Source organism: Methanobacteriaceae archaeon (genome assembly GCA_030656015.1).
GTDB lineage: Archaea > Methanobacteriota > Methanobacteria > Methanobacteriales > Methanobacteriaceae > UBA349.
Map to the genome: position 1 here is coordinate 1 of JAUSNX010000012.1, position 24,369 is coordinate 24,369.

22 protein-coding genes are annotated in these 24,369 nt (G+C 33.6%); 14 read left to right on the plus strand and 8 right to left on the minus strand.

What is annotated here, in order from left to right; genetic code table 11:
* The 9 genes from Q7I96_08525 to Q7I96_08565 all read left to right on the plus strand — a co-directional run.
* Nucleotides 1–4,659: PKD domain-containing protein (locus Q7I96_08525; GenBank protein ID MDO9627650.1), on the plus strand; the 4,659-nt coding region annotated here is incomplete at its 5' end.
* Nucleotides 4,660–4,742: 83 nt separating this feature from the next.
* Complete coding sequence (locus Q7I96_08530; protein MDO9627651.1) at nucleotides 4,743–5,249, plus strand: gamma carbonic anhydrase family protein; 507 nt, start codon at nucleotides 4,743–4,745, stop codon at nucleotides 5,247–5,249.
* Nucleotides 5,250–5,497: 248 nt separating this feature from the next.
* Nucleotides 5,498–6,601, plus strand: a complete 1,104-nt coding sequence (gene hisC / locus Q7I96_08535) for a histidinol-phosphate transaminase (GenBank protein ID MDO9627652.1) — start codon at nucleotides 5,498–5,500, stop codon at nucleotides 6,599–6,601.
* Nucleotides 6,602–6,749: 148 nt separating this feature from the next.
* Entirely contained in the window at nucleotides 6,750–7,448 is a 699-nt protein-coding gene (locus tag Q7I96_08540; protein ID MDO9627653.1) for an anaerobic ribonucleoside-triphosphate reductase activating protein, read from the plus strand.
* Nucleotides 7,449–7,582: 134 nt separating this feature from the next.
* A complete protein-coding gene (locus Q7I96_08545) occupies nucleotides 7,583–8,716 on the plus strand; it encodes a tetratricopeptide repeat protein (protein ID MDO9627654.1) in 1,134 nt (377 codons plus the stop codon).
* A gap of 594 nt (nucleotides 8,717–9,310) precedes the next feature.
* Nucleotides 9,311–9,811, plus strand: a complete 501-nt coding sequence (locus Q7I96_08550; protein ID MDO9627655.1) for a hypothetical protein — start codon at nucleotides 9,311–9,313, stop codon at nucleotides 9,809–9,811.
* Nucleotides 9,812–10,059: 248 nt separating this feature from the next.
* Nucleotides 10,060–10,329, plus strand: coding sequence for a hypothetical protein (locus tag Q7I96_08555; GenBank protein ID MDO9627656.1), 270 nt, complete (start codon nucleotides 10,060–10,062; stop codon nucleotides 10,327–10,329).
* Entirely contained in the window at nucleotides 10,319–10,447 is a 129-nt protein-coding gene (locus Q7I96_08560) for a hypothetical protein (GenBank protein MDO9627657.1), read from the plus strand. Before Q7I96_08555 ends, Q7I96_08560 begins: the two co-directional genes overlap by 11 nt.
* A 291-nt stretch (nucleotides 10,448–10,738) precedes the next feature.
* Complete coding sequence (locus tag Q7I96_08565) at nucleotides 10,739–11,197, plus strand: hypothetical protein (protein ID MDO9627658.1); 459 nt, start codon at nucleotides 10,739–10,741, stop codon at nucleotides 11,195–11,197.
* Nucleotides 11,198–11,363: 166 nt separating this feature from the next.
* Here Q7I96_08565 and Q7I96_08570 read toward each other — a convergent pair whose 3' ends face one another.
* On the minus strand, nucleotides 11,364–12,755 hold the full coding sequence (locus Q7I96_08570; GenBank protein MDO9627659.1) for a glutamate decarboxylase: 1,392 nt from the start codon (nucleotides 12,753–12,755) through the stop codon (nucleotides 11,364–11,366).
* Nucleotides 12,756–13,028: 273 nt separating this feature from the next.
* Here Q7I96_08570 and Q7I96_08575 point away from each other — a divergent pair, with 273 nt between their 5' ends.
* Nucleotides 13,029–14,333, plus strand: a complete 1,305-nt coding sequence (locus tag Q7I96_08575) for a threonine/serine exporter family protein (GenBank protein MDO9627660.1) — start codon at nucleotides 13,029–13,031, stop codon at nucleotides 14,331–14,333.
* Nucleotides 14,334–14,411: 78 nt separating this feature from the next.
* On the opposite strand, the gene Q7I96_08580 is transcribed toward Q7I96_08575, so the two are convergent.
* Both Q7I96_08580 and Q7I96_08585 read right to left on the minus strand, forming a co-directional pair.
* On the minus strand, nucleotides 14,412–15,026 hold the full coding sequence (locus Q7I96_08580; GenBank protein ID MDO9627661.1) for a LysE family translocator: 615 nt from the start codon (nucleotides 15,024–15,026) through the stop codon (nucleotides 14,412–14,414).
* 171 nt (nucleotides 15,027–15,197) lie between these two features.
* Complete coding sequence (locus Q7I96_08585; protein ID MDO9627662.1) at nucleotides 15,198–15,572, minus strand: response regulator; 375 nt, start codon at nucleotides 15,570–15,572, stop codon at nucleotides 15,198–15,200.
* Nucleotides 15,573–15,757: 185 nt separating this feature from the next.
* On the opposite strand from Q7I96_08585, the gene Q7I96_08590 reads away from it, so the two are divergent.
* Nucleotides 15,758–15,913 (plus strand): hypothetical protein, encoded by a 156-nt coding sequence (locus Q7I96_08590; protein MDO9627663.1) that lies wholly within the window; start codon nucleotides 15,758–15,760, stop codon nucleotides 15,911–15,913.
* A gap of 162 nt (nucleotides 15,914–16,075) precedes the next feature.
* Entirely contained in the window at nucleotides 16,076–16,573 is a 498-nt protein-coding gene (locus tag Q7I96_08595) for a DUF308 domain-containing protein (GenBank protein ID MDO9627664.1), read from the plus strand.
* 147 nt (nucleotides 16,574–16,720) lie between these two features.
* Here Q7I96_08595 and Q7I96_08600 read toward each other — a convergent pair whose 3' ends face one another.
* The 5 genes from Q7I96_08600 to Q7I96_08620 form a co-directional block, all read right to left on the minus strand.
* Nucleotides 16,721–16,774, minus strand: a complete 54-nt coding sequence (locus Q7I96_08600; protein MDO9627665.1) for a hypothetical protein — start codon at nucleotides 16,772–16,774, stop codon at nucleotides 16,721–16,723.
* 5 nt (nucleotides 16,775–16,779) lie between these two features.
* The gene (locus tag Q7I96_08605; protein MDO9627666.1) at nucleotides 16,780–17,535 is read right to left on the minus strand and encodes a DNA-formamidopyrimidine glycosylase family protein; all 756 of its coding nucleotides are present in this window, start codon (nucleotides 17,533–17,535) and stop codon (nucleotides 16,780–16,782) included.
* Nucleotides 17,536–17,587: 52 nt separating this feature from the next.
* Complete coding sequence (locus tag Q7I96_08610; GenBank protein MDO9627667.1) at nucleotides 17,588–17,992, minus strand: ketosteroid isomerase; 405 nt, start codon at nucleotides 17,990–17,992, stop codon at nucleotides 17,588–17,590.
* Between the two features lie 187 nt (nucleotides 17,993–18,179).
* Nucleotides 18,180–20,366 carry a PocR ligand-binding domain-containing protein gene (locus Q7I96_08615; protein MDO9627668.1) on the minus strand — a complete coding sequence of 729 codons (2,187 nt, stop codon included), beginning with the start codon at nucleotides 20,364–20,366 and terminating at the stop codon, nucleotides 18,180–18,182.
* An 80-nt stretch (nucleotides 20,367–20,446) separates the two neighbouring features.
* Entirely contained in the window at nucleotides 20,447–22,501 is a 2,055-nt protein-coding gene (locus tag Q7I96_08620; GenBank protein ID MDO9627669.1) for a PAS domain S-box protein, read from the minus strand.
* Between the two features lie 115 nt (nucleotides 22,502–22,616).
* Here Q7I96_08620 and Q7I96_08625 point away from each other — a divergent pair, with 115 nt between their 5' ends.
* Together Q7I96_08625 and Q7I96_08630 are read left to right on the plus strand one after the other, a co-directional pair.
* Nucleotides 22,617–23,246, plus strand: coding sequence for a TetR/AcrR family transcriptional regulator (locus Q7I96_08625; GenBank protein ID MDO9627670.1), 630 nt, complete (start codon nucleotides 22,617–22,619; stop codon nucleotides 23,244–23,246).
* A gap of 80 nt (nucleotides 23,247–23,326) precedes the next feature.
* Nucleotides 23,327–23,941 (plus strand): hypothetical protein, encoded by a 615-nt coding sequence (locus Q7I96_08630; protein MDO9627671.1) that lies wholly within the window; start codon nucleotides 23,327–23,329, stop codon nucleotides 23,939–23,941.
* Nucleotides 23,942–24,369: the final 428 nt, after the last annotated feature.

Here is a 24,369-nt window from a genome sequence, read left to right on the forward strand (position 1 = left end):
AACATCACACAAAACAGTGGAACAGGACTAACAACCATCGGATCCAACACAATCATACAAAACAACAACCTACAAAACAACACCGGATACGGAATCGACACCAACGGACAAAACAACACACTAACACAAAACCAAATCACAAATAACGGAGCAGCCGGAATACAAATTAATGGTATGAATAACATCATCAACAACAATATAATCGCTAAAAACGGATACAGTCCACCTTATAGATGGAATAAAGGAGGAATATGTTTAATAAGTGGTAACCAAAGCGTTATTAATAATTTAATTGCTGAGAACACCGATGGAATTACAATTTCTACCTCAAACAACACCATAAAACAAAATACGTTCATCAACAACAACATAGGACTGACCCTAAGCTCAACAAATAACACAGTAACCTTAAATAATATTTCAAACGGTGCTACAGGAGTTTCCATAAGTACAAATGAAAATTTCTACAATAACACTATCTTTAATTGTACTACTGGAGTCTCACTGATTTCAGCACGCATTTCAGGAAATACAATTATGAATTGTAGCACTGGAATTTCCTTAACCACACCAAACAACAAGGTTTCTAAAAATACAATTACAAATAACGCCGTAGGAGTCTATATAGGATCCACCAATAACCAAGTTTCCGAAAACGAAATAAAAGGAAATCAAGAAGGAATACGTGTTTATAGAACTTCAAATAATTTAATTTCTGAAAATAATATAACTAAAAATGTTATTGGGCTAAGAATCGTTTCTGCAACAAAAAATAATATTGTTAACAATGAAATCCTTAACAATTCTTTAAATGGATGTTTAATAGAATCATCATACTCTAACTTACTGTTTGAGAACACATTGAGATTTAATAAAAATGGACTATCCTCCATCTCATCCGTGAGTTTAGTTTTAAATAGCTTAATTTTAAACAATCTCGAAAATGATATTTCAATGAATAATTCCAAAGCAGATATTGCATATTCAACATATGATGAAACTAAAACGACTTTTAGTAATAACTCCATCATAACTCCAACTTGGGAATTTTATGTCGTTGTTTTAGACAAAAACAGAAATCAAGTAGAAAATGCTTCAATAACAATCAAAAATAATAATGGAACTATAATAGGTCAGGGTATCACTAATTCACATGGTTTGTTCAAACTAGATAATGCTGCATGGTATAATCGTACAGAAAATTCTTCACAAGCCCCTTATAAAATATCGGTCATATTAAATGGGAAAGAATACTGCTTTGAAAATAATATAACACAAAGAGCAGTAGGATATCCTGCGGGCCCATTAGAATGTTTGTTACCAGTTATTGATCCAGCACATGCAACATTGCCAGATGGAGATGGAGATGGAGATGGAGATGGAGATGGAGATGGAGATGGAGATGGAGATGGAGATGGAGATGGAGATGGAGATGGAGATGGAGATGGAGATGGAGACCAGTATCCACCAATATATAAAGAAATATATCAAAAATATGTGGAGACTGCAAAGAACCATATAGAACTCTATGTTTCATTACCACCATTAGATATCAATTCACAGACTTATGTAAGATTTGGCCAATCTGTTGAACAACCAGTTTACATAACAAACTTGGGCACTATAGATACTGGACAGCTACTTATCTACATAAAAATGGAACAAAACGACCAATTCTTTAATATAACTGGAGTAAGATTAATTTCAACTATAAAATCAGGGAATACAACCGAAAAAGCATATAAATACTTACTAACTCAAGAAGAAATGTCAAAAATGGTTTCAAAAGAGGAACCTGCAACTATTGCATTACCAAATATTGCTCCGGGATCATGCATTGAGCTCTCAGTAACAATACAAGCAGGACCCCTACCGGCAGACATACCACCTAGACAAGTTTATACAAAAACAGAATCTCTTAAAGTTTCAATTTTTGGTACGGAAGACACACAAGTATACCAGTCAGGTTTAGAGTTCAGACAAAAATTAAATGGAAGTGAATGGACACCTATTGGAAAATCATATAAAGGAAATACCTCTTTTTATAATGATCTTCAAATAAGCAATTCCATAAAAGTACTAACAGCAGCAATTTCAGAACGATTTCCTCCTTTTAAAATAATAGAATTAGCATTCGATCTAAATGAATCTAGAAAAAATGCTGAATTCGGTGGACAAATTTACAATCGAACAATAATAGTCAATACAGTTTATGTCGATGAAGCCGGTAGAATACAGCCCATAACCATACGTAGAGATCTAATGGACAACGAAACTATCCCGTCAGACTTAAATTATGAGTTTAGGTATGAGTTAAAGTATGGATTAGATGCTCAAATTAGATTTGCAAGAGAAGATAGTGTAAAAATAACTGCAATAGGTTCAAGAGACCCTAATAATAAAATAGGAATTGGCGGTGAAGGTGATCAAGGATTTATACCTTATATACAAACAATCCCATATATAATAAATTTTGAAAATATGGAAAATGCTTCAGCACCTGCACAGAAAGTCGTAATTCTGGATCAGTTGGATGAAAACTTTGATTGGAGAACATTCAAATTTGGGAATATAAAAATTGGTAATCAAACCATACCCTCTTGGCAAGATTTAGTTGATTTACGACCATACCAAAATTTAATAGTAAAAATTAATCGAACTATAGATTATGAAACAGGACTAGTTAAATGGGAATTTATTTCAATAGATCCAGATACGGGTTTAATGACAACCAAGCCTCTAGCTGGATTTTTACCACCCAATATTATCCAACCTGAGGGAGAAGGGGCTGTAAGGTACACTATTCAACCAAAATTAAATCTAACCTCCGGAACAACATTGAAAAACAAGGCTTGGATAATATTTGACAACAATGACCCAATAGAAACCAATGAAGTCATAAACACAATAGATGATGAAAAACCAACAAGTAATGTAATTCAACTCCCAGGGAATACTAATCAGACAGATTTTGAAGTTTCATGGATTGGAAACGATAATAATGGATCTGGAATATCCAAATATACAATATATGTTTCAGATAATAATGGATCATACAACATTTGGTTAGAAACCAATGAAACTTTCGCGACATATAATGGAACTTTAGGTCATACATATAAATTCTTTAGTATAGCAGAAGACAACGTAGTTAACACAGAGTTAGCTCCAAGAGAACCAGATGCAATGACCACCATAATAACCAATCTAGCACCAATGGCCCACCTATTAGAATCTTATTTAGGAGAAGAAGGTTCAGAAATAACCTTTAATGCATCTACATCATGTGATCCAGATGGAGATAACCTTACATACCGCTGGGACTTTGATAATGACGGAATCTGGGATACTGAGTGGCTAACTAATTCAATAATTACTCATAAGTGGGTTGATGACTGGATGGGAATAGTTAAATTGGAAGTTAATGATGGAAATTTAACCAATTCAACTACTACCCAAGTAACAGTTGACAATGCAGCCCCTATTGTAAACGCAGCAGAAAACATTACAATCAATGAAGGAGACACCACACAATTCAACGCCACCTACACCGACCCAGGAACACTAGACACACACACCATAACCTGGAACTTCGGAGACGGAACAACCACCACCAACACACTAAACCCAACACACACCTACCAAGACAACGGAAACTACACAACAACACTAACAATAACCGACAACAACGGAGCAACCACAACCAAAACACTAACAATAACCGTAAACAACCTACCACCAATCGTAAACCCCGGAACAAACAAAACCATAAATGAAGGAGACACCACACAATTCAACGCCACCTACACCGACCCAGGAATACTAGACACACACACCATAACCTGGAACTTCGGAGACGGGACAACCACCACCAACACACTAAACCCAACACACACCTACCAAGACAACGGAAACTACACAACAACACTAACAATAACCGACAATGACAATGCAACAACTACAAAAACATTAAAAATAACGGTGAATAATGTTCTTCCTACAGTTAATGCTGGTTTAGATCAGAGCACAATAGTTGGAAATCAAGTCAATTTCAGTGGTAAATTCACGGATCCTGGAGTTTTAGACACACACACCATAACCTGGAACTTCGGAGACGGAACAACCACCACCGGAACACTAAACCCAATACATAAGTACTCCAATAAAGGCAATTACACTGTTAAATTAACCGTGACTGATAACAGCGGCGAGAACAGCACAGATACGTTACTCGTCTCAGTTAAACCAATTTCAGTGAATTTAGTTATTGATCCAGATACCATAAACATGAAAAGTAATGGAAAATGGGTCACAGCATATATAACTCTACCTTCTAGCTACAGTGCAAATAATATTGATGTTAACAGCATCAAGTTGTCTTATGGAAATAAAAGTGTTTCTGCTTCTAAATACAAGGTTAAAAATGGAATTTTAGTGGTTAAGTTTGAAAAAGATAAGATTAAAAACTTATTTTCAAATTCAATAACCAATGCTACCGTTTCGGTCACGGGAAAAATACTCTCCAATGACCAATACCTTGAATTTGAGGGATCCGATGATGTAACTATTAAACAAAATGGATCTTGTCAGAACATTTGGGAAAAGTGGATCAACTTTTTGTACTCCATTATTTTTAGAAAATGTTTAGATGACTTTTAAACATTTTCACTTTTTTATTTTTTAATATCCAAAAATACTAGTTTTAGAATAATTAAAACATAATAGATAATATGATATCTATTATGGAATCCAAAAAAATCCACCCCACTACAAAAATATTTCCGGGTTCACACATCATAGGAAATGTTAAAATAGGCCAAGATTCTTCATTATGGTACAATGCAGTCATAAGAGGAGATATTGAATCTATAATCATAGGCAATTTTTCTAATGTTCAGGATAATTGCGTGGTTCATTCTTCCAGAGAATATTCAGTAGAAGTAGGAGATTATGTTTCCATAGGCCATGGTGCAGTTGTGCATGGCTGCAAATTAGGTGACAATGTCTTGGTGGGCATGAATGCTACCATATTAAATGGAGCTGAAATTGGAGAAAATTCCATCATTGGTGCGGGAGCGGTGGTGACAGAAGGTAAAAAATTCCCTCCAGAAAGTTTAATAATTGGTTTACCAGCTAAAGCTGTTAGAAGCTTGTCGCAAGAACAGATAAAATCCATTAAAGACAACGCCCTTAGATATGTGGAGCTTTCTAAGAAACACTCTGATGAAAAAAATTCAATCATGAAATAAAATCCCGAAATTTAATAAAATGAATCATCAATTCAAATCAATTAAATAAATTTATAATATTCAATTTTTATATTTTATTTAACAATAAACTCTCGAAGAGATTATGATCAATTTTAAAATTAATTTTATTAGAATAGAATTGTTACCTGAGTTAAAAATTATTGATATCTGATTAACTTTAAAAAATTAATCCTCAATTTAAAATTAAGAATGAAAAATTTAGAATAAATACACTAATAGTGATTTTCATGGTCAAAGTACGTAAAATTATCAATGAACTGGACCCTTATGTTCCTGGAAGGTCTATTAATGAAATTGCAGCAGAATACAACCTTAAAAAGGAAGATATTATAAAATTAGGATCCAATGAAAACCCCATGGGACCATCTCCAAAGGCCATGGTGGCTGTAGAATCAGAAATCAGTAAAATCAGTCAGTATCCAGAATCCGGCCTGGGTGATCTTAAAGAAGAAATAGCTCGCTATTCCCGAGTTTCACCCGAGCAGGTGATAATTGGCGGAGATGGTGCTGATGAAATCATAGAAATGCTGGGAAAAACTTTCATAGACCTTGGATGTGAATTTATAGTAGCTTTACCATCTTATATGTACTATGAATACACTTTACAGAATTATGAGGCCGTTCCAGTTTATGCTCGCTGGGATGTTGAAGAAAATAAACTGGATGTGCAATCCGTACTGGATGTTATCAGTGAAAAGACTCGATTAATATTTTTATGCACCCCCAACAATCCTACCGGCGGTTTAATTGATAAAAAAGATATAAAAACCATATTAGAAGCTACTGATGCATTGGTTGTGGTTGATGAGGCCTATTTTGAGTTTTCACTTGTAGATAATGTGGATCTTCTGGATGATTATTCCAATTTATTTATTATGCGGACATTTTCCAAAGTTCTGGGCCTGGCCGGTATGAGAATTGGGTACGGACTATCCAACAGCAAAATAATTGAATACATGCATCGGGCCAAACCAGTTTTCAGTTTAACCAAACTTTCCCATGCTGCAGCTCTAGCAACCCTCAAAGACACGGAGTATATTAAAAAATCAACCGAACTTTCTATTGCTAGTAGAGAATTTTTGTATGATGAAATTTCTAAAATAGATAATATACAAATATTTGCATCAAAATCTAATTATCTGTTAATGGATATTAGAAAAACGGGTATGAATGCAGCAGAATTAAGTAAAAAACTATTAAAAAATGGGATTATTGTTAGAGATTGTACTTCCTTTAAAGGGCTTGACGAATATTGGATTAGGGCCAGTGTAGGTACATTAAAACAAGATGCGAAGTTTGTAAAAATTTTAAAAGAATTAGTTTCATCTTAAATTGATTTTAAACTAATGTTAACCCAATTTTTATATTTTAATAATATTATACTCCTGTATTTATTAACACAAGCAACTTAAACCTAGCAATAATAAAAATAAACTCTTTAATCTGAAAATACTAAACATAAAAGAAAACGATGATTAAATGAAAATAGGTGGAACATTCATATCATCCCTGGATTTTCCAGGGCGTATTTCTCTAGTTATTTCTACGGGCGGATGCCCTCTAAGATGCCCCTACTGCCATAATCCTGAATTAATTGATGGTGGAGAAGAAATGAGTATTCCAGAAGTATTAAAACAAATTGAAGATGCCTTGGAATTTATAGATGGGCTAGTAATAACTGGTGGAGAGCCTTTAATGCAATTAAATGAAATTAAAGAACTCCTGCATTATGCTAAATCCCATGGCCTGGAAACTAAACTTGATACCAATGGCTGTTATCCAGAAAGGCTTAAAAAAATATTAAATTTGGTAGATTATGTGGGAATTGATGTAAAATCACCATTTGATAAATATGAAAAAATTGTAGGGTCCGATATTGGAGATAATGTTGAAAAATCTCTAGAAGTAGTTTTAAATTCAGATTCAACATTTTTAGAATGTAAAACTACTTATGTACCTGGCCTTATTTCATTTGAAGATATAAAACAGATTTCAAGAGAGATAGAATGTGATTTATATACCATTCAGCAATTTAGAAATAGAGTTGTACTTGATCCAGAATTAGAAAATACGCCCAGCCCCTCTCCTCAAGAACTTAGAAAAATGGCAGAAAGCATAAAACCTGTTTTAAAGAAAGTAAAAATCAAAACTGCCGAATTTGGGGAAGAAATAATATAAAATATATTAGAAAATATTTTAATAAAAATATTTTAATATCTAGTCTATTAACTAAATCTATCAACCAACCTAAATTAAATTAAATTCATTATAAATCAACAAAAAATCATCATTTAGCTGCTAGGAGGAAACAATTGCCAATTTTATCATTTGGAAGCCGCAATATCGATCTTATAACTGGTAAAAAAACCATGACCATTCGTAAGTTATGGAAAAAACCTCTTAAAGTAGGTGACAGACTGCATTGCTACTGGAATTTAGTTTCAAAGGAGCGAAACAAAATTTTTGAGGCAGAAGTAGTGGATGTTGAAGTTTTAAAATTTGAAAATCTGATTAAAAACGACAAATTAGCACAAGAAGAAGGTTTTAAGAACGCATCTGACTTGGCCAGTGAATTTAAAAAGATGTACTTAGATGAAATAAAGAAAGATACATTATTCCAAGTCATAAGATTTAAGAAACTTCCTATTAAAGACTGGGAAGGTGAAAAAATTGATGAAAAGGCAATGATAACTCAAAGGGCAGATATATTATTTGATTCTGGAAAATATGATAAATCTGCTATGTGTTATACTGCTGCTCTAAAATTCGATCCCAGCGATATTTACATTTTAAATAAAAAGGGAGACAACCTTACCCGGCTCGGGAAATTTGATGAAGCATTAAATTGTTATAATAAGGCTTTGAAAATAGAACCTGAAAATGAATACATACTAAATAATAAAGCCATAACTCTTTTGAATTCAGGCCATCCTTATGACGCCCTGAAATGCAGTGATAAAGCCGTGCAAATCGATCCTAAAAACGCAGTAATACTCTATTGGAGAGGATTTATACTAGAAATGCTGGGGAAAACTTATGAAGCCCTAGAAACATATAATAACGTTCTAAAAATTGATTCAGACAATCCTGAAGTTTGGAATGCTCGTGGAAATCTTTTAACCGATATGGGAGAAACTGAAAAGGCGCTTGAAGCATATGATAAAGCATTAGAACTGGTTTTAGAGGATGAACCTACTGCAACTGCATGGAATAGAAAAGGAAATGCTCTTTTGGAGTTGGGACGATTTAAAGAAGCATTGAACTGTTATGAAGAAGCATTGAAATTAGATAAGAAAAATGATGCAATATGGGGCAATAAAGGTGTGGTTTTAATGGAATTAAGCCGTTTTCAGGAAGCTGTAGATGCATTTAATAAATCTTTACTCATAAATTCTCAAAATGACGATGCTAGAGTGTTACGTGATGAATGTCTTGAAAACCTTTAAACATATTTTTCTATCAAACCCATGCGCCAATAATTCTCCTTTAAAAATTAAATAAGATGCAATTAATCTTATTTCAAAATTTTTAAAGAAAAATAAGAGTTATTAATAAACACCCCCCACATAAAAGTGCCCATTAATTAGTTTAAGATATTTTAGCACCTCAAAATTTCATACATGCTTGTTAAATTTTTGGTTTAACATATTACTAATCAATCATAAAGTATTTAATATTTGAATCATTATTCTATATTTTTACAGACTATAATCCAGTTTTTCAGAGATTTTACCTTTTTAGCATCGAATATTTAACTCAATTCTCCAATGGAAATACTGAAAGTCTTTTTTAATATTTTTATCGCTTAAAGAAGATTTAATTATCTTTAAAGGCTATTTTAAATGATTTAAAAATTAAAAACATTTAAATAGTGAATTCACTACACATAGGTATACTGAAACAAATTAGTAGTGTATTCCACTTGGAAAAATTTGTTTAGGCTATTTTCTAAGATAATTTATTTATTAAAACTAATTCTAAAAGTTTTTGAATCTAAAATTTTTGAATATATAAAAATTTCAATACTTGAGTGATATTTTATGGAAAAAAATATTGAGCCGCCCACGCGGCTTTTATTATATTCGGCTATTCTACTATTTTGCGCTCTTATTTTTTCTAGCGCATCTTTTGCAGTCGACAACACAAAGGAAGTTAAAAACCAAAAAGATATCATATCCGGATGGTTTAAACCATCTGGCCCTGGATCAAGCCATTATGAATATAAATGGCATTATAAATATTGGGTAAATGAATGCCCCGTCTGTCATACCCATACTATGGCTTATAACCCTAAAGGAGTTGCTGAAGCAGAATTAACCTGTTTGAAATGTTCTGCTGATTTTGATGGGGTTACGGGCATAGAAAAACAGTACAATCCTCGATGGAGATTAACTCCTGCTTCCCAACCAAAAGAAGAAAAAACAGTTGTGGAAGCTGCAGAGATAGTGACTCTGGCCAAAATTTCCCGACCCACCTTGCTATTAAATAAATGGCAAATTTGGAAATACAACCACTCAATTCCAATCCCTGGAGGATCTTAAATCTGTTAAATGGTGCAATTCACCATTTATTAATTTTAAATTAATTCCATTATTTAATTATTATTAAATTTTATTTATTTTGTTTTATTTTATTAAAAAGAGTTTTTTATACAAATTTATCGCTTAATTAACCAAAAAAAGCATTTATTATATTAAATAATATCTTAATTTAGACCATAGTATTTATTACTCTAAATTAAAAATAATATAATAAATCCTGGGTTTAATATGATTATTTTAGTAAACCAATGCAGATCTTTAAAACTTCAGCCATGAAAGAAGAAAATTTCAGTGCAGAGCTGCTTCCAGCAGTTTATAATATTTTGAATCCCTTGCAAGATAGGGGAATGGTCCCACTGGTATTTAGATTCCACTTAGGCGGCCTTATAAATGAAGATGAAGATGATGTGTTGCTAGATATAGAAGAAATTCTAATTAATAGTGGATGGATAATTCAGGACCCCAGAAGCAGACTTTTAATGGTTAGTGACAAATTGAGGGAATTTATTGAAGAATAAAGTAAAAAAAGCCATTTATTTTTCTAAAAATAGGATCAATCTGCCTCCAGGATGGTTTTTCTGGAAAATCAACAACAATTGGGCCGTTTATTACCAGTGTGATCTTAAAAAATCCTGAAGAAAAATTAATATATTGGGAATCTAGAGAAGCCCGTAAACATCATTTCACTCTGGATAAAAGCTCAGGATAAACTTGGTGGGCACCAGGTGCTATTGGATGGTGGATAGGAATTTTATTTGCCATGGGAGCATTATTTTTTGGATTAGGTTCATTTCCACCATATCATTCCATGGTTGGTAATTTTTATAATGGTTTAACCTTTTTATAGGGTCTCTCTTTTTCACCATTGCCACATTTTTACAGTATTTAGAAATAATTAATAGTCCACACCAGCCTCCCGGGCAAAAATTGAAAGAAAAGTTTCATTTACTGTCTTTAGAACCACGGCGTATAGACTGGTGGTCCAGTGTAGTACAGTTCGTAGGAACACTATTTTTTAATATGAATACCTTAAAATCAATGCACCAATCTCTTTCCATGTCCCAAATAGACCATCTGGTCTGGTATCCCGATATTTTCGGCTCCATTTGCTTTTTAATAGCCAGTGGCCTGGTATGGATAGAAGTAGGACATTCATTACTTTCCTGGAACCCCCAGAGTATTTCCTGGAGAATTGCATTTTTAAATCTTTTAGGTTCGATTGCCTTTGGTGTTTCTGCAATTTCAGCTTATGTCATGCCGGCCACGGGACTCCCTAAAAATGAATTTCTAGTAGCCACCGGAACATTTGTAGGGGCGGTGTGTTTTTCATTGCGGAGGTATTATTACTTCCAGAGAGAACCGATGAAAATGAAATGGTGCCATTAAACCATGAAGCAAGTCTTAAATCATGAAATAGATTGTTCAAGTAAAAATAAATAGCAAGTCAATAAAATCAATTATAAACTAAAAATAAGAAAAATAAAAAAGAATAATATAATTATAAAATTTTTTCAAAAAATAACAGGTTTAAAAATCCTATATTAACATCATATTAATATAATAGAGTTGGATTCTCCCTTTCTTTATGGTTACTAATTTTTTGTTTTTCCAAATACTCATAGGCCTCCATTATATCATCTAAAAGAGAATCGACCATGTCTCTACCAAAGTTTTCTTTTATGACCATTCTCAGTACGGCCACATCCTGTGCATTTTCAGGTAAGGTATAAGCCGGAATTATCCAACCTTTCTCCCTTAATTTTTCTGAAAGTTGAAAAACCGTGAAATCTGCATCTTTAAGGCCAACAGCCACTAGTGGAAACATAACTTCTTTGTTAATAATTTCAAATTTGCCTGATTTCTCTAATTTTCCGGCCAGATGCTTGCAGTTTTGAAGCATGTTTTCCATTATATCTTTATATCCGCTTTTGCCCAGCCTAAGGAAATTATAGTATTGGGCCACAATGGTGCTGCTTCCTTTGGAAAAATTGAGAGAATAATTAGGCATGAGTCCCCCCAAATAGTTTACCTTGAAAATTAGCTCTTCTGGGAGATCAGTTTTATCTTTAAATACTAACCAACCTACTCCAGGATATACCAGACCATATTTATGGCCTGAAACATTTATAGAGCGTACTTGTTCCAAGCGAAAATCCCATGAAAGATCAGGGTAAATAAAAGGAGCTATAAATCCTCCACTGGCACCATCAACATGTATGGGTATGTCCCATCTTTTTTTTTCTTTTATATCCATTAAAAGGTCATTAATTTCATTAATAGGATCCATTTGGCCAGTGAATGTTGTTCCAATTACCGTACCCACACATATGGTATTTTCATCTATTTGTTTGGCTACTTCTTCGGCCGTTACAATATATGTATCCTTTGCCAAAGGAATTAAACGAAGCTCCACGTCGAAATACAGTGCAAATTTTTCCCAAACAGTGTGTACATCCGCCCCCATTACAATATTTGGCTTATCAAAGGGTTTTCCTTCCGCTTTTCTGCGATTTTTCCAGGTCCATTTGTGGGCCAGAAGACCCAGCATAATGGCCTCAGAGGAGCCTATGGCACTGGTACCAATAGATTTACATTCATAAGGTGCGTTAAAAAGCCGAGCCAGCATATTAATAACCCTATCTTGGATTTTAGAAGTTTGAGGGTATTCATCATTATCAATAAAGTTTTTTCCCATACTTTCCATTATTAATTTGTCTGCCTCGGGTTCCATCCAGGTAGTGACGAAACTGGCCAAATTGAGGGCTGGATTACCATCTAAATTTAATTCTTCATGTATTAATTGGTATGCTGCACGGGGAGGCATTCCTTCTTCACTAATTTCATATTTAGGTATGGATTCCGAAAAATAACGGCTCCCAAAAGTACTAGCTACTTCTCTCTCAGATTTCTTCATCTTTTTAAGATTTTTTTTCTTAGATAACACTAAATTCACCCGCCGGTAATAGGAACTTAATTTAATCCCATTTAATAAAAAATAAAAGAATTAATTGCCCTATTTTCATAATAAGCATATATAATCATTAGTATACAACAATATAATTTATAATGAAACTTGTTTATTAAATTTCTCTTAGAATATCTTAAATTGATTAAGATCTAAATAAAATAACAGGAAAAAATTTAAATATATTTAATTATAATTCCCTATTCTCAATTAATCCTGCGAATTTTATAATCCCATTTAGAGGAAATATAAATGGATAAAAAAAATAAAACAGACTTAAACGTCACTGAAAAGCAGCATAAAGGTAAAAAATTCAATCATGAACTTTTAGAATTCATGGCGGGTTTAGGTAAGTCCCTTACTTCTGCAGGAATATCTGTTACGGCTGTTCAATCAATTTTATATGATATAGCTAAAGCTTATGAAGTTAAGGCGGAAATACTTATTTTCACCACTTTTCTAATAATAAAACTGGGAGATGAAGAATCACCTCCTTTAACCACCGTAAACCAAATATCCGGCCTTTCTCACCTAAATCAAGTTTCAGAACTTTATGAATTAATATACTTAGCAGAAAAGGCAGAAATAACGCCAAAAGAAGGACAAGAACGTCTTAAAAAAATAACATGTCAAAAACACCGTTTCGGAGTTTTAGGGATAATATTCGGATATATCTTGTTTGCCTTGGGATTAGGAATGTTGTTACAACCTACCCCTCAACAATTACTTATTTCTGGACTATTAGGAGGAATAGTAAGTTTATTACTAATTTTAAGTGAAAATAAACCTCGATTAACACTTATTTTACCTGTACTAGCAGCATTCATAGTATCCAGCATATTATTTTGGGGAGTAAAAGAAGGACTAATTTTAGTAGGGTCTTTCACCATCTTAGTTCCAGCTCTGGCCTATTTCTTACCAGGGGCCACCCTCACCACAGGTATGTTTGAGCTGGCCTCTGGAGACATGATTTCTGGAGCAAGTAGAACTATATACGGTGTTACTATCTTGTTTTTACTATTATTTGGTGTTTTAATTGGTGTTCAGATTACTGGATTGTCTCAACATGATCTAATTGTAAATTCAATTCCCATCAGCACTTTTGGATGGGTTCCATTAATTGGTATCCTTTTATTTGCTATGGGAATGTTTTTATTCATGTCAATGCGAACCAAAGACTTGCCCTGGGTTATATTGGTCCTTTACATCGCTTTTTTTGGTCAGCAAGTTGGAAACTATTTTATTGGGAGTTTTTTCGGTGCATTTTTAGGTTCTCTCTTTATGACAGTGAGCGGCACCCTAATCGGCCGTTCACCCAAAAGAACACCCAGTTTTGTATCCACCATATCTGCTTTTTGGTTCCTAGTTCCAGGATCTCTAGGATTCATTGGCCTGGCCACATTAATCGGGCAAAATTATTTTACAGCCGTAAATAATTTGATTTTACTTATTATGACTGTAGTGGCCATATCATTGGGCCTTTTGATAGGTGCAGCCATTGCTGAGCCATTAAGATTACAGAAAATAAGGTCGAAATTGTATAAAGATAGCAAATAATGGAAAAATGGGAAAATAATTAATTTAAATAATTGATTTAATTGTAGTTGATTTGATTGTAAATTAATTTAATTTAAGTTATCCTATAATCAAATGGAGGCCATTCCACCATAGATAAACCGCAAATACCAATAGCAGGACACCCATACATCGCATGATGTAAATATAGGATTTTCCCGTTAGAAAATCTCTTGATTTACCAACTAAAACTGCTAACAATATTTTAGAGCCTATCAGAAATACATAGAATCCAAAAAAGAACCATATCGGAGAATAAGGATTTACTTGATAAGCCGCGATGGTAATTGGGCCCCCTACAGTTATCCAAAAGATATAGGGATTGGGACTTAGAAAATTCACAGCGGCCCCTTTCAAAAAAGATCTAGGTTCTTCCATATCAAAGTTTTCTTCAATTCCATGGGTTTTAAAGCTTTCATATGCCAAATAAACCAGATAAAATCCACCAATTATAGATATTAATCCTAAAATACTACTATTTTGAGATAAATAAGACAATAATAGTAAGGTAACAATTATAATTGGTATGTCCGTTATTATTGGTGCACAGGCCACTTTTATGCCTTCCCGGTAACCGTGTTTCAGGGTTTGAGATATTATTAACACCATTAGGGGGCCTGGAGAGAATCCAGCTGAAAATCCAAGGGATATCCCGGCAATTAAGAGTCCAATCATTAATACACCTTAATTATTTGAAAAATTGAATAATAGTTTAAATTAAAAAAATAATGAAAATAACTTTATCTGCTATAAATCCTAAGCTAAATAATTAATAATAGATTTTAATGTTTATTTTATAAAATAAATACATGCATAATATAGAATACGTAATAGATGTTTCTATTTTTAAATATTATCTTTTGTCTGCTTAAGAGCAAGTTCAACAACATCTTTTAATTCTATGTTTTCAAATGGTTTAAGTACGTACCCAAGAGGTTTTGTAGCTAAGGCACGTTCTTGAGTAGCATTTTCAGAATTAGCAGTCAAATATATAAACGGAATATCCGATTTACGGAGCTCTTCCGCCGCAGTAATTCCATCAATATCTCCTTTTAATATAATATCCATTAAAACCAAATCTGGAAGCAGTTCTAATGATTTTTCAATTGCTTCCTCACCTCTACAAGCAATATAAACCACTTCATGGCCCAAGGCCTCCAGGGTGTATTTTAAGTCCATGGCACCTATGCCTTCATCTTCTACAATAAGAATTCTTGCCAAATTAGTATCTCCACATTATTAATTCAATATTCAGTATTGCTTTTTTTATAATATAAATTAGTACATTTTAAAGGCTTTTAAATTTTATATTTAGAATAAATTTTAATTTCCAGGCCAATTTTAGAAAAATTAATTTAATACATCCTACAAAAATAAAAAATAGTATAAAATAGAGGGGTATTAAGATGAATGACACTATGAATGGATTATTATTGATGGTATTAGGTGTATTGTTAGCTATTTTATATTTTGCACTGCCGCCACAGTGGTTTGTGTATGCCTACTGGGCAGCTATACTAATATTCGTGCTTTATGGGTTCTATATGTTCCGAAAAAGATAATATTTCCTAAAATTTTTTATTTTTATTTTCTCTGTCCGATTCAGTCTTCCATAAATAATTGCCAGATTTCTATTTTTACTATTTCATTTAAATAGTACAATTATATTAACTAAAACCTCCACATTAATATTAAATAAAGCTTGTAAATAGGAGGAAATAGATATGGCAGAGGGAAATAATGTTTTGTTAGGGATTTTGGCTATAATTTTAGGTATTTTACTTATGGCATTCCCATTATTAGGAGTTTTTACCGCCAGTATCATTACTGGACTGGGAATAATATTCATTGGTATATGGTTGATTGCACACAGTTTTGGAACCTGGGAAGCCAGTAAAGCCATCAGTATTGTATCTTTAATACTGGGTATTATTGGCATAGTTGTGGGAATAGGTTTATTTGGAAAAATAGTGGCCTTCAGCATATTTGCCAGTATGATAATTTACTTAGGTGGATTTTTCCTAATAATCACTGGAATAATAGCTTTCTTCAGCGGTGCCGGCTCTTCTCCAAAATTAAGGGGCCTGAGCGGAATAATATTAGGTATTTTATACATCATAATAGGATTATATGCTCTTGATCCGTTCTATTTAGGTGCTTTAATCGGAATCTTCCTATTATTAGAAGGAATATTCATGATATTCTTACCTAAAGCTGAATAAACAAAAATAAAAACTATTAATATTTTTTTTATTTTATTTTAAAATATTTTATTTTTAAAAAAAATTATGAATTTATCTTTTTTAGTCTTTTTCTTTAATTAATTAGATTTGCTGACACTGTGGACAGATATAAGAAGATTTAATTAATTACAACTGCTGGCACTGTGGACAGATATAAGATGATGTGCTTCCTGTTTTAATTTTTTCTATGATAGTTCCACATACTGGACATGGCTTTTCTCATTGTAGGCCACTAAAAAATAGTCCCGGGTAAATCCCCATTCTTTAGCGTGAAAATCTTTTTCATAATAAAGTCCGCCTTTATCCAGTGCATCACTCAAGTTTTCAATCATTATTTCATAAAAATTTTCAATTTGAGCATCTTCTAATTCATTGGCCAGTTTTTGAGGGTGAATTTTAGCTTTAAATAATATATCGTGAATGTAAACGTTCCCAATTCCCCCAATTTTCCTTTGGTTTAAAATCAGGTTTTTGATTTGTGAACGGCCTTTAATAAGCTTTTTAAAGTGTTCTAAAGTAAAATTAGAATCCAAAGGAGATATGGCAATGTCTTTGGTGGCCTTATGTTGATTAAGTTCATTATTGGAAACTAGCTCAGAACGTCCAATCCACCAGAACCTGCATGAGAACCCTGTTTCATCAGTGAACGAGAAGCGGATTTGATAGTCTTCTGGCCATTCTTGGCCTTTTGAGTGATAAAATAAATCAGTTCCCATTCCCAGGTTTAATAGAAGATGATAATCATCAGATAACTTTATAAAAATCCATTTTCCTTTGTTATAAACATTTGAAACCTTTTTGCCCTGAATTAATTCTGCAAATTCACTAGGCCCCATATTTAGAATCTTTTCCTGAACAATATCTGCGGAAGCAAATTCCTTATCTTTCAATTCTTCGTTCATTTGACGAGAAAAAATAATTATCTCAGGTAGTTCTGCCATTTATGAAGTTCCTTTCAATTATACTGCTATCTATGATACTGTTTTGTACTATTCAAATATTCTCATTTTCATCAATGACTTTCTGCACCAGAGCCGAATCTACATAGGCCCTAACTTCTACAATAATATCATTTTCAAATCGTGTGATCCAGCAGTAAGTATTGTTGAATGGTTTTCCATTTAGAGCCGTAGATAAGGATTCCATTTCCACAATAGCCACATCAACGTCTATATAAATATTTTTAACTTCTAGAATAACTCCTTCTTTTAATATTTTGTTTAATCGGCCAAATGTGTGCAAAATAAAGTCATCTTTACTGTGATAAGTCCCGGCCAAAGGATGATTTCCCATTACCGTCCATTTAACATCAGGGGCCACTTGTTGGAAAAAAAGTTCATTTTGGCCTGTTTTAAGGTGGTTAAATAAGTTTTTCACTTTTTCATGAGTTAAAGACATTTTATAGCTCCTTTAATTGGATAAAATCTAATTATTTTAATGGATTAAATATCTAATAAATATTATTAATTCCATTAATATAGAAATATTTTGATATAATTTAACTAACGAACGGTAGGAGATCAAGCGAAACACTTTAAAACCCCTTAAAAATAGATAAAAATTTAAATTATGAGTTTTATTAGTATTATAACCTTTTTTTGTACCCTAATTCATTAAATATAAGTTTAAATTCAGTTTCTTGACTTTTATCAAGATGTATATCACCTTCTAATTGTCCAACCAAACTGTGAACAATTTGTAAGCCCAGTGCATCCGGGTTTTTAAAGTCCAGATCATCAGGCCATCCCACACCATTATCACTAACTGTTAACTCATATTTATCATGGAATTTTTTGAGAGAAACCCGAATTTCACCCTCTCTTCCTTCTGGAAATGCGTGTTTAAGGCTGTTAGAAACTAACTCACTTATTAAAAGCCCACAGGGAACCGCAGTTTCCATATTCAATGTTATATCATCAATATCCAAGATAGGGTTAATTAGTCCAATCTTTACAGCATATGAATAAAATAATTCCTTAACCAGGCTTTCAACATAATCCGCCATTTCAATATGAGATAAATCTCGAGACCGATATAGCTTTTCATGAATCATGGCCATGGATTTAACCCTGTTCTGGCTTTCAACCAGAACTTCATTTGCTAATTCATCCTCCACACACTGTTTCTGCAAGTTAAGGAGACTGGATATAATTTGCATATTATTCTTCACCCGGTGGTGTATCTCCCTTAATAAAACCTCTTTCTCTTCAAGTGAAGATTTAAGCTCTTTTTCAGCTCTTTTAATCTCGGTTATATCCTCTGAAATTCCCAGAAGATATTGGGGATTACCTTCGTTGTCGAACATAGGAATTTTCTTAGTGTGTAATAGCCTCGGACCTAATTCTCGAGTTTCAATGGTTTCTTCAGGAATATCTAACAATTCTCTACTTTGGAGAACTTCCCTATCTTTTTGGGTGAAAAAGTCCGCTTCATTTTTCGGGAAGAAATTATAGTCAGTTTTACCAACCAATTCATTAATTGGATGTCCAAAATAGAGCTCACCTGCTTTATTAACTCTTTTAAAACTAAGATCTTCAGCATTTTTTACAAAAATCATGTTTGGGATGTTTTCTATAATATTTTCTAAGAATTCTTCACTCTCTCTTAAGGCAATTTCAGCTTGTTCTTTTTCAACGATTGTCCTAGCCAGCATCAGATTACTGTAGCTTAGTCTGGATATAAATTCTGTAAATCTGGCCAGATATTTCATTGTTTTCTCTACCTTGTCTCTACTGACCCTTGGAACTCGCCGGAGAGCATCCAAATATTCCTCCCGGTTAAAACCATACTTATCTGCTCTTTCGATAAAAAATGATTCATCAACATCTTCATCTTCGAATAATAATTGTCCGGTGTAAATATTAGCTACCAGTTTATCAGCGATGAATAATGGAGTGAAAACATCATAAAGACCATTATCACATTTATACGCCCTATATTCTCCGGGTTTAAGATTTTTTGCCACTAAAATATCTTTTTCATCAGTTTGAATGCAAACACGTTTAGTTTCAGGATTAACGCGGTGAAAATATGTGCATATATCCTGCCAACCAGTTGCCGTCAGAACATTTCCTTTAGTATCTTTAATCGCTGTAGCCATGCCTGTTAATTCTGTGAAATAATCCATTAAGTATTGTATCGTGGGGGCATCGATGATGTTGGAAAGTTCTTCATCAACAATATTAACATCTGGAGAAAGAACAGCATCCAATTTCAAACGTAATTTTTCCTCGCTTTCTCGCAATGCTTCCTCAGCGCGTTTATGTCCTTCAATTTCCTCTTTCAGTTTATGATTAGATTCATCCAGTTGTTTGGTACGTTTCTCAACCTGGATTTCTAAATCCTCATGAGCTTTCCTTAAAGCGTTTTCAGCCTTTTTACGTTCAGTGATATCTCGACAACTGTAAAGATACCTTCCATCATCAATATATACCTTCTTTACATTCACCAGTAAATTGTGGATATTCCCTGACTTATCAATAATATCATGCTCAACATTTCTAATTTCCCCCAAATGTTCTAATTCATCAACAACAAAAAATTCATCTGCTCCTAAAAGTTTCGAAATTTTACCCATTTTTTCGACTTCTTGAAAAGAATAACCAAAAATCACGTCTACATTAGGGCAAATAAAAGTAAATACACCAGTATTATCTGTAATAAAAACTGCGTCAGAGATACTACTAAGGGTGAGGCGGTTAAGTTTTTCGCTTTCCCGTAACTCCTTTAATTCCTGGAGAAGTTCTTCTTTGGTTCTACTCTCATAATGCATTCAAAAATTCCCCCTAATTTTCCCGCTCAATCCGATCTATGCCTCATGAAATCAACCACACTCATTAATAAGGCACATCATCATAATTCTAGTTCTTTAAATTTAATGGTAAATCCCGTGCCATGACTCCTGTCAAGCTCGATGTTACCATCGATTTGACCCACCAGATTATTCACCAATTGCAAGCCCAATGATTCTGTATTCCTAAAATCAATATCTTCCGAGAATCCCACACCAGTATCACAAACCTTCAACACATACTCATCATCAATTTCATGAAAGTCAATATTTATTTCACCCTTTTTACCTGGTGGAAAGGCGTGTTTAACACAATTTGACACCAGCTCATTAACAATCAGCCCCAGTGGAACAGTGGTGTTAATGTCTAGCATTAAACTATCAACGTTGAAATTTAGTGTCACAATAGCTGGATTAGCTACGTATGTGTGATAAAGGTCTGTGGCCAGGCTGCGAATGTAATCACCAAAATCAATCCTCTTCAAATCCGTAGATCCGTACAATCTCTCATGAATAAGTGCCATGGACTTAGCACGGTTCTGACTTTCTCTGAAAATATCAAGTACCTCTTTATCTTTAATAAAGGTAGATTGTAAGTTCAGGAGACTGGATATGACCATTAAATTGTTTTTTACCCGGTGGTGGATCTCTTTAACGAGCATTTCCTTTTCCTTTACTGATTTTTTTAGAGCCTCTTCCGCCATTTTACGTTGTGTTATGTCTCGGAAAACAACTTGTACTGCGGGGTTTCCTTTATATTTGAAGGATGTGGCTACTACTTCCACATCTATAGGTGTAGCATCCAATTTCAACCATTTTTCTTCCATCAGAGGTACGGTTCCACCTTCAGTGTACATTCTCATAGTTCTTTTAGCCACGGCTTCCCGGAAATCAGGATGGACAAATTCTATTAAAGATTTTCCTCGGAAGTCTTCAATCTTGCCCCCCATTACTTCCATGGCTGCAGAATTACCATCCATAATCATTCCCCCAGCATGTATCACCCAGGCATCGAAAGATTCTCTTAATAATCTGCGTGTTCTTTCTTCACTTTCTAAAATTCTTTCTTCAGTTTTTTTCCTATCACTTATGTCTAAAAGTGATGCTAAACTCATTTTAGTCTCAGGGAATACGGCTACGGTTGCAAGAACTGTTTTAATATTATTTTTGGCATCAACAAATCTAAATTCATAATGTTCTGGAGCAAGTTCAGGGTTATCTCGACGGATACTGTGATATTCCCTCATTCTTTCCAGATCATCCTTATAAACCATGTCTGTCCATCTTTTTTTATTCTCAATTTCATCTTTAGAAAGGGCAGAAAGCTTTTCAAATTCTGAATTAACCAGCGATAATATTTTGTCTTCCCCAATAATTGCCATAGCTGTTCCAGTGTGTTCAAAAATAGTGCTATACCTTGTTTCGGATTCTTTCAAGGCTTTTTCAGCATCCTTTGTTTCAGTTATGTCTAGAACAATGCCTTGGTAATGAGTTATTTCCCCTTTCTCATTGCGTCTGATCCAGGTACGGTCATCTGTCCAGCGAACAGTCCCATCTTTAGTAATAATCCTGTACCCCTGTCTGAAACTTTGACGTTCCTCTTCCCGACTGTAATAATCCACTTCGCCTGCTATTCGGGATAGGTCATCTGGATGGATTATGTCAGCATAAGGTACACGGCCAGAGTAGAAGTCTTCAGGAGAATAACCAAATTGGACGATGTTTCGAGTTACAAATTCAACGGGCCATCCTTCACTAGCTCGCCAGAGAAACACAATTACAGGAGTATGATTTATAATATGCTCCAATCCACTATATCGTTCAATCGATTCTGTTAAACTTTTCTCTCTTTTTTCGTGTTGTTTTTCGGATTTTTCCAGCTCAGAAATCCGTTGCTTCATCTCATTTAATTCTAAGATGAGATTTTCCAGGGTTCTTTTTTTATCTCCTGACATCCAAATACCACATTTAATATGTTCATCATCATATTTGGATTTTAGGCTATGCGAACGAACGTTAGTTTTATATAGTATGATGTGTAAGTTGTACCTATGAAGCGAACGAACGTTAGTTATAAAATGGCAATTATAGTGGAAACTATGTACAAAACTGTACATTTTCAGGTTAAGTTAACCACATGGCCTAATAACGAACGTTAGTTTTATATACTACTTTCACTAACCCAATTATACAAACGAGTGTTAGTTAGTAAATAATTTACAGGTGAAAATTATGACATCACAAAAATCAAGCAAACCAACCAAGGAGAAAATATTCGATGTTTCCATTGATTTTTTCTCAGAAAAAGGATTCGACGCCGTCTCAATAAGGGAAATAGGCCGAGGAGTGGGAATAAGGGAAAGCTCCATTTACAACCACTACTCCAGCAAAGAAGCTATCTTAGATTCTATACTTGATTATTTTATAAAAGAAATGGAACAAACCGGATTTCCTGAAGAAGAAATGGATAAACTCCTGGAAGAAAGTCCAGAAATGTTCTACCATGCCGGGTCCAAGATGTTTGAAGAACGCATGCATAATCCTAAAATGATTAAAATATGGAGATTATTACTAATTGAAATGTATCATAATCCCAAAATCAAAGAATTCTTTTTAAAAGAATTAATAGAAACGCCGATCCGGGCCTGGACCCAGATATTCACAGCAATGATAGAAAAAAAGATCATAAAACCAGTAGATCCTGCAAGATTGGCCCGAGAATATTTTAGCTATGCCATCTACCTCTTAATTGAAAATTTCGTGCTGAAGTATCCTGATGAACCAGAGAAGTTCCTGCGCGAAATGTTCGATGATATGGAAGAACACATGCAATTCATTCTAAACAGTGTTAAAATCGAATAAAGGTGATAGAATCTGGAGAAAATATTAATCTGTGAATAGATTAGTTTGAATAAGCATTGTGAATTAATATGGTGTCAAAAATGATATTAGATAAAATAGATAATTTAAAATCAAAATATGCAGATTATCGACTTAATAAAATAAATAAATTGGAAATGAGATTAAATAAAGTTCCTGGAGCAGTTTCAGCTTCCAGTAATTCACCTGAAAAGAAAATGCCTGACAAGCTCAAAATTACATTAAAAACTCTCCCTAAACAACTTTCAATTGCTAAAAACATGGAAAAAACCATTAAATCATTAGATGAAAATCCGGAAAATCCCAGAATGCACATGGATTCAGAATTTAAGGATGGATTTGAAAATTATGCAAGTTCACTGGGAATAAATAAAATTGGATATGTGGATGTTCCTTCTGATTTAATATTCCAAGATAGATCCATTTTATTTAAAAAAGCCATTGTATTGACCATGAAAATGGATGAAGATGCCGTAAATATGGCCCCCAGCCCACAAACCCAGGCAGATGGAATCGTAACCTATGAGGAATTAGGTAAAAAAACCAACCTCCTGGCCCAGTATCTGCGAAAAAATGGTTTTTCATCACACCCCAGTCATCCAGCAGGAGGATTAGTAGTATACACCAAATTAGCAAAAGAAGCTGGCTGGGAAATATTGGAAGACATGGATTATTAATAACTCCCGAATTAGGGCCTAGACAAAGAATATCCGCCCTGTTTACAAGTGCAGAAAACCTACCAGACACTTCATCTGATGCCCATCTGTGGATTAGTGAATTTTGTGCGAGTTGTGGTAAGTGCATAAAAAAATGTCCTGGGCAAGCTATTGTAGAAAAAAATACTCCTCAAGGATTAAAAACAAAAATAATTACTGATTTATGTCATGGATGCACCATCTGTATGAAAGAATGTAGTTTTAACCGATTAGGATATCAAAAAATAGAAAATAATTTCCATTCCTAAATTTATAAAATATTTTAATTAAATTCACAATTAGTGTATTTTTTTACACTTGAAGTGCATGTCTAAATTTGAATAAAAATTTAGTCCCAGATAATAGCCATAATCAAATTTAAAAAATTTATTATTAAACATGATTAATAC

Bases quoted from the DNA above. Each gene is read 5' to 3' on its own strand.
- Q7I96_08530 (MDO9627651.1), top strand. From the start codon at position 4,743: ATGGAATCCAAAAAAATCCACCCCACTACAAAAATATTTCCGGGTTCA.
- hisC (MDO9627652.1), top strand. From the start codon at position 5,498: ATGGTCAAAGTACGTAAAATTATCAATGAACTGGACCCTTATGTTCCT.
- Q7I96_08540 (MDO9627653.1), top strand. From the start codon at position 6,750: ATGAAAATAGGTGGAACATTCATATCATCCCTGGATTTTCCAGGGCGT.
- Q7I96_08550 (MDO9627655.1), top strand. From the start codon at position 9,311: ATGGAAAAAAATATTGAGCCGCCCACGCGGCTTTTATTATATTCGGCT.
- Q7I96_08555 (MDO9627656.1), top strand. From the start codon at position 10,060: ATGCAGATCTTTAAAACTTCAGCCATGAAAGAAGAAAATTTCAGTGCA.
- Q7I96_08575 (MDO9627660.1), top strand. From the start codon at position 13,029: ATGGATAAAAAAAATAAAACAGACTTAAACGTCACTGAAAAGCAGCAT.
- Q7I96_08580 (MDO9627661.1), bottom strand. From the start codon at position 15,026: ATGATTGGACTCTTAATTGCCGGGATATCCCTTGGATTTTCAGCTGGA.
- Q7I96_08590 (MDO9627663.1), top strand. From the start codon at position 15,758: ATGAATGACACTATGAATGGATTATTATTGATGGTATTAGGTGTATTG.
- Q7I96_08595 (MDO9627664.1), top strand. From the start codon at position 16,076: ATGGCAGAGGGAAATAATGTTTTGTTAGGGATTTTGGCTATAATTTTA.
- Q7I96_08605 (MDO9627666.1), bottom strand. From the start codon at position 17,535: ATGGCAGAACTACCTGAGATAATTATTTTTTCTCGTCAAATGAACGAA.
- Q7I96_08610 (MDO9627667.1), bottom strand. From the start codon at position 17,992: ATGTCTTTAACTCATGAAAAAGTGAAAAACTTATTTAACCACCTTAAA.
- Q7I96_08615 (MDO9627668.1), bottom strand. From the start codon at position 20,366: ATGCATTATGAGAGTAGAACCAAAGAAGAACTTCTCCAGGAATTAAAG.
- Q7I96_08620 (MDO9627669.1), bottom strand. From the start codon at position 22,501: ATGTACAGTTTTGTACATAGTTTCCACTATAATTGCCATTTTATAACT.
- Q7I96_08625 (MDO9627670.1), top strand. From the start codon at position 22,617: ATGACATCACAAAAATCAAGCAAACCAACCAAGGAGAAAATATTCGAT.
- Q7I96_08630 (MDO9627671.1), top strand. From the start codon at position 23,327: ATGATATTAGATAAAATAGATAATTTAAAATCAAAATATGCAGATTAT.